The sequence below is a fragment of the Dapis hubbardiae BLCC-M172 genome, assembly GCF_050016015.1.
In the GTDB taxonomy this organism is placed as follows: domain Bacteria; phylum Cyanobacteriota; class Cyanobacteriia; order Cyanobacteriales; family Microcoleaceae; genus Trichodesmium.
In genome coordinates this window covers 1-13,511 of sequence record NZ_JBNHEQ010000203.1, presented here as the reverse complement: position 1 = coordinate 13,511, position 13,511 = coordinate 1, and the positions used below count along the sequence as shown (strand labels likewise).

General features: G+C 33.8%; 7 protein-coding genes. 6 read left to right on the top strand and 1 reads right to left on the bottom strand.

The features are described 5' to 3' along the window. Positions 1-2,796 (bottom strand): nSTAND1 domain-containing NTPase (locus ACP6PK_RS18805; protein ID WP_426561655.1); only part of this gene is annotated, 2,796 nt, incomplete at its 3' end. A gap of 1,005 nt (positions 2,797-3,801) precedes the next feature. Between ACP6PK_RS18805 and ACP6PK_RS18800 the strand changes: the two genes are divergently transcribed. The 6 genes from ACP6PK_RS18800 to ACP6PK_RS18775 all read left to right on the top strand — a co-directional run bounded on the left by ACP6PK_RS18800 (position 3,802) and on the right by ACP6PK_RS18775 (position 12,976). Beyond that, positions 3,802-7,785, top strand: a complete 3,984-nt coding sequence (locus ACP6PK_RS18800; protein WP_426561653.1) for a WD40 repeat domain-containing protein — start codon at positions 3,802-3,804, stop codon at positions 7,783-7,785. Between the two features lie 912 nt (positions 7,786-8,697). Next, the gene (locus tag ACP6PK_RS18795) at positions 8,698-9,960 is read left to right on the top strand and encodes a phthiocerol/phthiodiolone dimycocerosyl transferase family protein (RefSeq protein ID WP_426561651.1); all 1,263 of its coding nucleotides are present in this window, start codon (positions 8,698-8,700) and stop codon (positions 9,958-9,960) included. 269 nt (positions 9,961-10,229) lie between these two features. Next, positions 10,230-10,808, top strand: a complete 579-nt coding sequence (locus ACP6PK_RS18790) for a thylakoid membrane photosystem I accumulation factor (protein ID WP_426561649.1) — start codon at positions 10,230-10,232, stop codon at positions 10,806-10,808. 644 nt (positions 10,809-11,452) lie between these two features. Further along, a complete protein-coding gene (locus tag ACP6PK_RS18785; protein WP_426561647.1) occupies positions 11,453-12,085 on the top strand; it encodes a hypothetical protein in 633 nt (210 codons plus the stop codon). 14 nt (positions 12,086-12,099) lie between these two features. Next, positions 12,100-12,507, top strand: coding sequence for a hypothetical protein (locus ACP6PK_RS18780; RefSeq protein ID WP_426561645.1), 408 nt, complete (start codon positions 12,100-12,102; stop codon positions 12,505-12,507). After that, positions 12,452-12,976: an HNH endonuclease gene (locus tag ACP6PK_RS18775; protein ID WP_426561643.1), complete on the top strand. Its 525-nt coding sequence runs from the start codon at positions 12,452-12,454 to the stop codon at positions 12,974-12,976. The genes ACP6PK_RS18780 and ACP6PK_RS18775 overlap by 56 nt, the downstream gene beginning before the upstream one ends. Positions 12,977-13,511 lie beyond the last annotated feature (535 nt).

Genomic DNA, 13,511 nt, shown 5'->3' with positions numbered 1-13,511 from the left:
TAGGGTGGCTAATTCTTTGCCAGTTTTAGCATCCCAGAGGCGGGCGGTATTGTCAGAACTAGCAGTAGCAATGGTTTTACCGTCGGAGCTAAAGGTTACTGCCCATACTATGTCCTGATGGAGTAGGGTGGCTAATTCTTTGCCAGTTTTAGCATCCCAGAGGCGGGCGGTATTGTCAGACCCAGCAGTAGCAATAGTTTTGCCGTCGGAACTCAAGGCTACTGCTTTTACATCTGCCTGGTGGTTGAGGGTATGCAGATGATCTGGTAGTTGAGTTAGCCCTTTGCGGATAGCTCCATCGGCTGCATTTTTGGGGATATCTAGAAACTGACCGTCTAAGAATTTCCTGACAGCTTTTCTCCACCATACCTGCTGATTTTTTTGCAGCTCTTGGACTTTATATATTGACTGGAGTCCTAATAAAGTACCTCGATCGTACAAATTCCAGCTAGCAATGCCGACTTCTGCTTCTGCTGCCATCTGACGAGCTGAGAAGATTTCACTATTATTTTTAGCTATCTTTTGCTGAACCAAACCATAGACAAATAACCCAGTCATCAACAACGAAAAAATACCCAAAATTTGATTCCTTCTTTGAGCTAATTTCCTGGCTTTTTGCTCCTGTTTAAACTCCCTTTTTTTCCGTTCTTCCTCTCCCACTTCTAAGCGGTTTTGCAAATCCTGACTGGCTCTAACAAACTCATAACCTACCCCATCCAATAAAGCCATATCCCCATACTTTTCTACATATTCTTCTGCTTTTATTAACTGCCCTTCTCGCCATAACCAATCATCTTTTTTATTGTGTTTTTTCCACTCAGCAGCATCTGCTTCGATCTTCCTTTCTAATGGCAAAGCTTCTTGATATTCTTCTACCCAATTTCTCAGCTTTTTCCAACTTCTGATTAAATCTTCGTGAATAATATCTAATAATGTTCCTCCCTCTGACTTATCTATAGTAATTAACCGATTATTTTGGTCAGCTAATTTATCACTTACCTCTAACAACAGCTCTAAACTATGTTGTTCATTAGGCAAATCTTCTAATATGACTCTTCTCCGAGTATCTGTTATTTTTCCTGAATCAACTGACTGTTCTCCAGGCTGTACTAATTCTAGAAATATTCTCTTGGCAACTAACTTTTCCTCTTGAGTTAGACTCTCAAAAACTTCATCAGCTCGCTTTGTTAAGGTTCCCTTAATTCCACCTAACTTTGTATAAGTTGCTAGAGTTAAATATTTACTTTTTTCTTCTCCTTGAGTCGCATCTTTCCACAATACATCTAGAGTATATTGTAGGAGAGGTAAACTACCAGGATTTCGCAAAAAGTCTTCGGTCATTTGAGCAACTAATCCTGGTTCTATTCCCATTCCTACTAATTCGGCTGGCTTTTTTATTGCCTCTTCTATTTCTGATTTTTCCAGAGGCGTTACTAAGAATTGATGTTCTTTTATTTGAGTAGCTAATCCTGGATATTTTGAACATTGGTCGAGAAAATCTGCCCGCATTCCTAAGATTAAGCAAAGTTTGTTTTGAATAGTTTCATTTTTGAGAGCTTCTAAAAAACAATCAAAAAATTCAAGTCTTTTTTCGTGAGTTTCACAGAGGGTAAAAGATTCTTCAAATTGGTCGATTACCATGATGACTCTTTCTGCTTCTGCTGACTGAATAAAGTCGATTAATTTTTCTGTTAAATTATCTGTTTTTTCTGATTCTATATTTTCTATGTTAATGGCTTTTTGCAATTTTTTCAGAGGAGTTATAGTAGGTGTAAAAGGATTTATATATTGCCATCTATCGCTCCCGGATATTTTCTGCCCCCGCTTGAGTTGATATAATAAACCTGCTCTTAATAAGGATGATTTTCCACTGCCAGAAGCACCCAAAACTGCCACAAAATTATTGGTTCTTACTTCGTCTATTAATTCATCTGTTAACCGAGTTCTACCATGAAAAAATACTGCATCTTCTTCTTTTTCTGTGAAATAAGATAAAGCACGATAAGGAGGAGTATTTTGCCAACGTTCGTCTACAGGTTGAGTCGGACTATTAGTTGTTAAAATAATTGCATTTCCTGAATTATGAAATACAGGTGCTTGAGCAGTATCAAGCATATTTTTTTTAATAGAATCTGCTAATATATAGTTAGTTATCCAACCATCTATGGAATTTTCTGGATTTAAACCTTTGAGTAATCTTGCGGTAAAAACTCCTTGTTCTCCATCTATTTGTTCTACACTTGTTTCAAAGGAACGAGCAGCAGTAATAAAACAACGACTTACTTTTTTTCCTGTACCAGGGTCTGCTTCTTGAAAGTTTAAAAATTCTCCACTAAAACAACAGTCTAACCAAACTATTTGTGTTTTGACAGGACTTTTTTGTAATAGCTCTTTTAACCAATTTAAAGATATGCCATATTTCTCGTTTTTTAGTTGAGCATCACTTGTGGCTAAAAATCCTTCTTGAATGCCTCCTTTTTCTTTCAAATAACCATGTCCGGCAAAGAAGAGTAAAGCCACATCAGGAACTTCATTTTTTGATGGAGGATTAAATAAATTAATAATTCTTTTTTCCAGGTCATTAATTTTGACAAGACCATTTGGAACAAATCTAGCTTGACCTTCTTGGTTGTAATTTTTAGGTAAACGTTGTACATGAAACTTGCCGTATTTTTCTAACATTTCGGCAATAGCTTCAGCATCTTTTACTGGTGCTTTAAGGTTTAAATCTCCTGGTTTCTTTTTTTTGAGAAATGGATAAGAATTAATTCCAACGACTAATGCTTCTCTATTCATAATTGTTGGTTATTTGCTAATAGTTGTGACTAATTATAACTGATAACGTAAGCATTCAGCCGTCAGCTATCAGCCATCAGCTATTGCTTTTAGTAACTGATAAAAGCTTTATTAATTAGGACAGAAAAATCTTACTACAAAAGTCAGCTCCAAAATCTATATTCATTTAAACCCCGTCCTTAAGTACAGGGTCTTATTGCTGTTAACGAAGTTCCTCCGTAGGAGGCTAGCTGACTGCTAATAGCTGTTAGCTCCGCATTCCGCAGGAAATTCTTACCTGATAACTGATAACTGAAATGCTTCTAATTTCATAGTTAGTGATGATATTGATGATTTATAATGTTCTGAAAAAATTCCTTGAGTGCAAATCCTTCTATTACAGAAGAGGTAATTATTAATAACTAATTATTAATTATTGCACCATTTTTAATTAACCAGATATTATCATAATGGTGCGTTACTACGGATTGTTAAATACCTTTGACAACGAGTAATTAATGCCGTCTAACACACCCTACATAAGAATTAATTCACTAATAGTTTTGACTTATAGCAATCAAGAATCAGATGTGAGAATTTAGGTGCTCCTTAAAAGGATAGAAGATAGGAGTTATCATATTCATTTATATATATTTTTTCCTTCTTCTCTATTCCCTGTTCCCTGTTAAGTGTTCCCTAAAAGTCTCCAATATCTCACAACTCAAATCATATTGCTATAGTTATATCTCTATAGCAATTCCCATACTTGTGAGGTAAAAAATTCGTTGGTTTTAGCAAGCAGTAGGGGCGAATGGCCATTAGCTACGCAAAACTTTCCGGAACGGATAGCAATCTTGTGCAACCCCTGAGATTGCTTCCTATCGTTGCAATGACGATTTTTCAGCCTGATTATATCTAATTTATTTTTGAAAATATAATAGTCGATCAAAAGCTTAATTTTGAGTTAATTGGTATTGAAACCTTACATCTGATAAAGTTGCTAGAGTGAGGATACTCAATATAAATATGAATATACAAAAAAATCAAGAATACAATTTTCAAGTAGGTAATTTTTTAACACCAAATCATCCCACTTATGTTAGACGAGCGGCAGACGAAAAATTATTTAATGCTTTAAAAGCAGGTGAATATTGTTATGTATTAAGTTCTCCACAAACAGGTAAATCAAGTTTAAAAGTTAGCACAATGCAATTTTTACAAGCAGAAAATATTATTTGTGTTGCTCTAGATATGACTAGAGTGAATAATCAACTTTTAACTTTAGACGAATGGTATAATCAAGTAATTTTAACTTTAGAGAAAAATTTTATATTTCCTCGACATTTCCCGGAATTATGGTGGGAAGAAACGGCAGATATGGCTGCGGATGAAAAATTATTTCTGTTTATTGAAGAAGTATTGTTAGCCAATACTCAAGATGAAAGGATAGTAATTTTTATAGATGAAATTAATAATAATAGTGTTATTAATTCTGGTTGGGGTAGCTTGGGGGTATTGATTGATTATTGTCTTCAGGAAAGAGCAAATAATCCAAATTTTAAACGTTTAACATTTGCTTTGTTAGGGATGACAATACCTAATAATTTAATAGATGTATGTAAATATATTGAACTTAGTAACTTCAAAATAGAAGAAGTGGCTCATTTTGTGAACAGATTTGCAGGAATAGTAAAACAGCCACTAAAAGTTATGGAAGAAATATTATTTTGGTCTGGCGGGCAACCATTTTTAACACAAAAATTATGTCAAATAGTTATTAACTATCTAGGAGAAAAAGGGGTAGAAGAAAATTATAATGATGTAGCTTTAGTAGAAGATTTAGTAAAAATTTGTGTGGTAGAAAATTGGGATGCACAAGACTATCCTGCTCATTTCAGCAAAATACAAAATTTGTTGCTGAAAAATGTACAGAAATCTACAAGTCATGTAGAAATATATCAACAATTATTAAAACATGGCAAGTTAAAACCACCAGGTGAAAATAATCCAAGATTTAAAAATGATGCGATCGCTAATAGTAATAGTAAATGGGAGATAAAAGAGTTATTAAGGTCGGGAGTGGCAAAAGTAAATCAGGGATTTTTAGAGCTATATAGTCCTATTTATGCCGAAATTTTTAATCAAGAATTGGTACAAAAATATCTAGCACAAACAACTCAATCTGTTCCTATGGTTAATCAGGAAAAATTAGAGTTAAATGATTTGAATAGTCAGGAACAAAGTTTGCAAAAAGGAGGAAATCTTTCTAACTCGAAAATTCCAGGAAATCACAAAATTAATAGTAATGGTGTGATTAATTCAGAACAAAAAACACTAGGAAATCCCTTAGAGTTAAATGAGTTGAATAGTCAGGTGACAAATTTTCAACTAGGAGCAAATATTTTTGATTTGGCAAATCAGGAAAATCATAAAATTAGTAGTAATGATGGAATTAATTTAGAACAAAAACAACTAGAAATTCCATTAGAGTTAAATGACTTAAATACTCAAGTAACAAACTTAGATTTAGGAACAAATCTTTCTGACTTGGAAAATCAGGAAAATCACAAAATTAATAGTAATAATCTGATTCAGCCACAACAGAAACAAATCGAAACACCAAAACAAAAAAATAGTCATCAGAAAACTAAAAATAAACTAGAACAACAACAGATAGAAACACCCAAACAAAAAATCAATAATCATCAAAATTCAAACAATCAAGTAAGTCGCAAAAAACTTAAAACATCCCCAAACCATCAAAATAAACTAAAAATAGGAGTAGCAGGATTAGCCATAATATCAGTAGTAGCTATAACGGGCGTCGCCTGGACAACAAAACTTTTCCAAGATCAACAAAACCAACTTCAAACAGCAGAATATCAACTAGAAAAAGCCAAATACGAACTACAAGAAGCACAAACAGGAACAAAATTAGAACGCCAAGGAATTAACGCCCTAAGACAATTTGAAAATGCACAAATAGAAGCATTACTATCAGCAATGCAAACAGGCAAAGAACTACAAGAATTAATTAAAGGCGACCGCCCACTCCAATATTATCCAGCCACAAGTCCGATATTTGCCTTACAACAAATCCTCAAAAATATTCACGAAAAAAACCAAATTCCTAACATCAAAAACATTGCCATGAGTCCTAATAATCAACTATTAGCAACAGTTAGCAATGATGGTACAGCTAAAATCCTGAAATTCTCAGGTCAGCCTATTTCCCAGTTGAGAGGACATCAGGGTAAAATCTCTAAAATTAAATTTGCTCCAGAAGGTGACCTTCTAGCTACAGCAGGAGACGATGGTACGGCCATAATATGGGATTTTCTCGGTAAGCAGCAAGTAGAACTCAAAGGCCATGAAGGCCAAATTTGGCAAATTAGCTTTAGTTCCAATGGTAAACTCCTAGCTACTGCTGGAGAAGACGGCACTGCTAGAATTTGGGACATCTCAGGCAAGAAAATAGCCACTCTCAAAAAACATAAAGGTCGCATCTTAGATGTCACATTTAGCTCTGATGGAAAATATCTAGCCACCGCCGGATGGGATGGTACTGCCAGAATTTGGAGTCGATCTGGCAGACAGTTAGCCAGACTTAGGGGGCATCAAGGTAGTGTAGAAAAAGTTATATTTAGCCCTGATGGAAAATATCTAGCTACTGCTGGATGGGATGGCACTATTAGAATTTGGTGGCGTCGTTCCGGTCAACTCCTAGCAAAACTTAAAGGTGGTGTCTGGAATGTTAGCTTTAGTCCCGATAGTAAAAGGTTAGTTACAGCAGGAGAAGATGGGGTAGCCAATATTTGGGATGTTTCTGGCAAACTATTAGGGAAACTTCCTGGACATCAAGGAATAGTCACGAGTGTCAGTTTTAGTCCCGATGGTCAACGTCTAGCTACAGCAGGTAGTGATGGTAGTGTGAAAATTTGGAACAATAATGGCAATTTGTTGACCAATCTTCAAGGACATCAAGGCCGAGTTTGGGAAACTAATTTTAGTTCCGATGGAGAATTACTATTAACTTTGGGAGAAGATGGTACTGGCAGAATTTGGGAACTAGAAGGTAATCACGACGGAAAAATTAAGGGTAATTCTGGTATTTTTGGGACGGTAAGTTTTAGTCCGAATAATCAGAGATTAGCAACAGCTACAGTTGATGGTGTTGCCCGTATTTGGGATATTTCTGGAAAACCTTTAGCTCAATTCAATGGATATTTAGGTATGTTTGGTGATATGAGTTTTAGTCCTGACGGTCAACGTATAGCCACTGCTGGAGATAATGCTCAGGGAAGAATTTGGCAGGTTTCGGGAGAGGAATTAACAGAGTTAGAGGGTACAGAGGGTACGGCAAAAGAGATTAGTTTTGCTCCTGATGGACAGCGTTTGGCAACGGTGGGAGAAGATGGTGTTGCCCGTATCTGGAATAATTCTGGTCAGCAGTTGGCTGAGTTAAAGGGTCATAATGGACGAGTTTTGGATGTAAATTTTAGTCCAGATGGACAATATATTGGTACTGCTGGAGAGGATGGTATTGGGAAAATTTGGGATAGTTCTTTTGAAACTGTGTTAAACTTAAAGGCTATTTCTAGTTGGATAGAGAGTATTAGTTTTAGTCCATCAGGAGACTACATAGCTACTGGAGATAGCAATGGCATGGTGAAAATATGGGATTTTTCGGGCAATCAAATTGTTGATTTAAAAGGTCATGTTGGTAGTGTGAAAAATTTGACTTTTAGTGCTGATGGGGAACAGGTAATTAGTATGGGAAAAGATGGAATGGTGAGAGTTTGGGATATTAATGGCAGACAAATAGCTCAATTTGAAAATGCTAAGGGTTTAAGTTTAGATGGTAAATATGTGGCAACTTTGGCAGATAATGATTTACAGTTGTGGCGCGTGAAAGGGTTAAATGATTTGTTAGAAAGTTCTTGTGATTGGCTTGAGAATTATTTTATCACTCATCCACAAGTGAGGAAATATTTAGAAGTTTGTGAGTAGTTTAATCAGTTATCAGTTATCAGTTATCAGTTTTTTTGATGAATTAAGTAGGACTTACGCAGATACGCTATATATAGCGCTCAAAACTATTACGGAATAGTTTTTTAACTCTATAGATAGTACCTTTGCGTAAGTCCTGTTAAGTAAGGATTTTTTGAAGAAGACTTATATTAACTGAAGAGCAACTTACTTTATGCTAGAAATTATCTGAAATATATCAATAATAATTTTTGATGTAATTATAATCTAGCTAAAAGCTGAAGCTTCTTTGCACAACATTCCGCAGAAAATGCTTACAATAAAAAAGATAATAAGCCAGGAATTTACAGTTAACTTAGAAACCGGGTTTATCCAGGAAAATTCAGGTATTAAAGTAAATATTTAAGGTTATATCAGTTGAAGCAAAGATTAGGAAATTATATCAAATCCGGTAGTATCGGTGTAAAAAAGCGTAGAAACCGGGTTTATATGAAATTCCCTTGTAGGGACGTTGCATAAGGGCGTCCCTACCATCTATCTCCCATAAACCCAGTTTCTTATAATACTCCGAAGCCAACGGATTTGATATTACTAAATAAATGCGAAAACTCAGTTAGAGATTACTTCTGACTTCTAACTTTGTTATCAACCAGGTTTATTAATTAGGGTGTCTAATACTAAATCTCAGGGATTTTTGCTATATATCGCTTATACCAATTTCATAAAATATTGCAGAGCGTGACGACAGAGGGAACAGGGAATAGGGAACAGGGAATAGGGAAAAAAACATAATAAAAAAGAGCAAAAAAGGTTTAATTTTTAAAATTTATGGAATTTGTAATTTTTTCTTGTAGGAATAAATCACCAATTAAGATGTAACTGCCTTTTTTGAATTTGGTATTACTATTATTTAGGATAATTGAGGATAAAAATATGACTAATGATAGACCTCTTTTTAGTATAGAAAAAGGCTGGGAAATTGTTCAGCGTAAAGCCAATACATTGCACGTTGTAGTAGTTGGTAAAATTAAAGGATTTCTCGATCCAGAAGTTTTGAGGCGATCGCTTTTATTAGTTCAAATTAGGCATCCTCTATTAAATTCTCATATTGTCGGACCTTTGGATAATCTAATGTTTAAAACTGAAGGTACAGAGAAAATACCTTTAGAGGTTATTTTGAATCCTGAACCTGAATATTGGCAAACTATTTTTCTTAATGAGTTAAACACCAAGTTTGAAAACCAAAAAGTTTTGCTAAGAGCTACTCTGATTAAACCCAGTAAAGAAAGTACAACTAATTATTTAATTACTAGAATTCATCATTCAGTCATAGATGCTATTTCTGCTGTTAATTTACATTCAGAAATTTTGAGTTTTTGTCAAAAAATTGTATCACATAGTCAAATTCCTGAAGTTGATAAATTAGCACACCCTCCCTCTATGGAAGAAATAATTGATGATTATCATATAGAAAATAATAATGCAGAATTATCAACATCAAATCAACCAATAGATACTCTGCCTTTTGAAAAATATGTACCTCATCAACAACGTACCTGTGGATTTATTCAAAAACAATTAAATCCCAGTTTAAGTCAACAACTTATTCAACGTTGTAAACAAGAAAAAGTTACTGTTCAAGGAGCTATTTGTTCAGCAATGATGTTGGCATTAGCTAAACATTTAGAGCCAAAAGATAAAGACTTTTATTTTAGTTGTGCTTCCCCTGTAGACATGAGGAGAAAAGTAAATTCTCCTATTGGTGATGAACAGATGACTGTCTTAATTTCTCTTTTAACTTGTTTTTATAGAGTGAATCAGAAAATGTCATTTTGGGATTTGGCAAAACAAGCTACAGACCAAATTAAAGCTAAATTAAAAACACAAGAAATTTACAATGGTGTTTTTTATTTTTGTCAAGCTTTAGAAAACTGTTTAGAGCATCCCGAAAACAATGTTTGTTCTATAATAGTCTCTAATATTGGCAAAGTGAAAATTCCATCTGATTATGGTCAGTTTGAGTTAGAAGAAATTAGTTTTGGTGCATCAATAACTATTTTTGGTAGTGTTTTTGATGTTAATGTTTCAACTTTTCAAGACAAAATAACTTTTAACTTTATATACACTAAACCTTTAGTTAGTCAGACTGTTATGGAAAAGCTAATTAAAGACTCGATGGAATATCTAGTGGTATAGTGCTATATGATAATGGATAATTGATAATGGATAATTGATAATTAATACAAGAAGAGACTTTTGGTGATGAAGCTATCCCACTATTCCTGAAACCCTTATATTCAGGTAATATAAAAACCGTGAAATTCTCATAAATTCATATTAGTAGGATAGACTCTATGATCCACTCTCCATTAATCAGATTTCCTGATCTTCAATTCCATGACAGTTTTTCTTGAGATAATTATCGATTATTCATTAATGAACCAACCTAACACCTATTAAAAATTATGCTGAACCTAACAGAACGTTTTTCCTGGCAAAAAGTTTTCTTGAGTTTGTTTAGTTTTCTACTAGCAATCTTTTTATTACTACTAATAGCAACACCAACTGCTTTAGCAAGTCTCAATGATGATAGATTTGATGGTAATATTTTTGCTCTTTATGCTGGTAATGGTTCTCTTGTACCTGCTAAAGTGACATTAAAAGAGTCCTTAAAAAGTTCTAGACCAGCAATACTTGTATTTTTTCTAGATGATAGTAAAGATTGTAAACAATTTTCGACTGTAGTTTCTCAACTTCAAGAATTCTATGGTCGTGCAGCAGATTTTATTCCTGTTAATGTGGATGCTATGACTAATTTTGTCACTGATGACTCTACAAAACCAGCTTATTATTATCAAGGGTTTGTACCTCAAACTGTTATAATTAATCAAGAAGGAAAAGTTGTTTTGAATGAAAAAGGTCAAGTTGCTTTTGAAAAGGTAGATGATACTTTTAGAGAAGTTTTTGATTTATTACCGCGCTCTGAGTCTGTTGAACTTAAACGTCGAATTCTTAATGAGATTAATGTGGAATTGAGAGAGTAGTGGAATTGAGAATTCAGAATTCAGAAGTCAAATTTTTGCTGTGATTAAGTATAAACTAAAGAAAATTGTCAGATGAAAACTTAAGTATTTTCTGATGACTTTTTACTAATAGTATCGATCGCACACATTAATTAGGGTTTGCTGATTAAATCTAAAAGAATTGACAGATAAAGGTTGTAGGCTTTTTAAGTGGTGAAAAAGTACCAGATTTTGCCTGATCAGGTTAAAAAAGTGAGTATCTTGGTAAGGTAGGGGTACCCAAGTTAAGAGATAATTTTTCCAGCGTAAGTCTTCTAGAACTCCTGACTCCTCTTGACTCTGTACGGACGTTGCATGCAACGTCCGTACCTATTCCCTGCAAAGCGCAAAAAGACTTTTTCAGCAAGCCCTAATTAGAAAGAGGTAGTAGGGAAAATAGAAACCAAACAAAGATGGAGAGTGTTTTTCAATCTTTTTTTCTTATTACTTCTCTCCCACATCCTGAAGACTACTCAAAAATTTAATCAACCCATAGATACAAAATAAGTTCTATAAACCAAAAATTTCAGTATTTTCACTCCTGATAACTTAATAAATTTTGAGTATAATGAATAAGATAGTCTAATAATTAATTGCCTATTTACTGAAATAACAAAAATTAAAAGATGAAAACAAAAATAGAATTAACTAAAAAAGAAAGAAAACAAAAGATTGGTATAATAGCTAAGAATTCAGGTATAAGACAAGAATATCTAGATTTAAAGCTGACAGATGACGATATCTTAGAAGTGTATAATAACCTACGTCCTTTGCAAATTGTCAAACCTGCAAATACTTATAATAGATATATGTTAAGTGAAAGCACAGGTAAAGCAAATAAAAAGGCAGAAGTGGCAGAAACTAAAGCAAAGGTAGAAAAAGAAAGAGCAGATAAAGCTGAGAGTCAACTACAACAATTTTTAAATCCTGAAAATTCTGAGCTTCTACGAATAGGTCGATGGTTACAAAATGCACTATCTAAAGTTGGTAAAGAACGTGCTGAATTATTAAATGAAAAAGATTTAGTACATAAGACTGACTACGAAAATGATGTAGAAGATTTAAAAGATGCTCTGGAAGAACATCAACAAATTGCAAAGGAAATTGTTTCAGAAGGTCATCAACTCCAAAAAGAAGTTGACAATAAACTTGATGTATTAAGGCATCAACAAAATATGACCAAGAAATATATTATCAAGCACTACGGTATAGATGTATGGCAGAAAATTGAATATTCTTTTGATAAAGAAGTAGTTTAAAAGAGGTTGTTTCAATGAAGATAATTCAAGGTTTAAATTACCGACAATGGCAACAAAGAAATACAGATAAATTCAAAACTTTGACAGTTGCACAACAAGAAGAAGCTCGAACAAAAGGATTTTTTAATCGAGGATGGGAGCAAGTTCAAAAATCATGGGATATACTTATGTCTTTTGTCAATATAGTGAATAATAATGTTGTCACTATTTTCGATCATAAACTTAATAAAGGTGATCTTCTTGGTGCGATTAATCAGTCAACTTATGAAGCAGAACAACTTCAAAATATTGTAGAAAAAGAAGTTGACAAAATGGATAAACTTTTGCAAAAAGCAACAGATATTTTTAATAAAACTAAAAAACGGTTTGCCACATACGAAACAGCAATGGAATATAGATACAATGATCAAACAACGACTTGATACACTATATGACGCTTCTCAAATTAAAGATATTTGGGAGAAAAATCAAAGATTACCATGTATTAAAGACCCAAAAGAAGGGTTGATAACTCCGAATATGTATAGAGCTAATAAAGGTTCAAAACCATGTCCCTATTGTGGACAAAAAATGGTGCATGGTAGACAATATTCTACTCAGTCCAAAGAAGAAGCCAAGAAGCGGGGTTATGAATACAAAACAGTTGATGGAAAACTATACATAAATCAAGCTGGTTCATCTTACTATCACCAACATTACGTTACTATTGACCACAAATTGAATAAAGCTCGTTTTCCAGAAAAAATGTTTGATTATGATAACTTAGAAGCAATTTGTTGGCGTTGCAATAATCAAAAAAGTGATAATCTCATGTTTGAATTAGAACACAAACTAGAACATCTTAGATCATTAAAAGAGTCAGTTTTTAGGAGATATCCCAATCCGCATTAATAAAATGTTAATATAGGAATGCAAAATATATTCCTATATTAACATTTAATATTTATTTACCAACATAATATTCCTACAACCTCCAAATTAAAATCCTCCCTCATTTACCCCCACTAACCAAAGTCTAGTAGGGTGCGTTAGGCATTTCTATATAAATATGATTGGTATGTCAAATCTAAAATTATGCCATAACGCACCATTATTCTTTTCCCTTTTTCGGTGCGTTACGCTTCTCTAACCCACCCTACTACTAATAGCAACTAACCAAAGTCTAGTAGGGTGCGTTAGGCATTTCTATATAAATATGATTGGTATGTCAAATCTAAAATTATGCCATAACGCACCATTATTCTTTTCCTTTTTTCGGTGCGTTACGCTTCTCTAACCCACCCTACTACTAATAGCAACAGATAAAACCCCACGAGAATGACCTTTTAAACTATTCAATAACTCACCAGTACAAACATCCCACAATTTAATAGTCTAGTAGGGTGCGTTAGGCATTTCTATATAAATATGATTGGTATGTCAAATC

Bases quoted from the DNA above. Each gene is read 5' to 3' on its own strand.
- ACP6PK_RS18800 (WP_426561653.1), top strand. From the start codon at position 3,802: ATGAATATACAAAAAAATCAAGAATACAATTTTCAAGTAGGTAATTTT.
- ACP6PK_RS18795 (WP_426561651.1), top strand. From the start codon at position 8,698: ATGACTAATGATAGACCTCTTTTTAGTATAGAAAAAGGCTGGGAAATT.
- ACP6PK_RS18790 (WP_426561649.1), top strand. From the start codon at position 10,230: ATGCTGAACCTAACAGAACGTTTTTCCTGGCAAAAAGTTTTCTTGAGT.
- ACP6PK_RS18785 (WP_426561647.1), top strand. From the start codon at position 11,453: ATGAAAACAAAAATAGAATTAACTAAAAAAGAAAGAAAACAAAAGATT.
- ACP6PK_RS18780 (WP_426561645.1), top strand. From the start codon at position 12,100: ATGAAGATAATTCAAGGTTTAAATTACCGACAATGGCAACAAAGAAAT.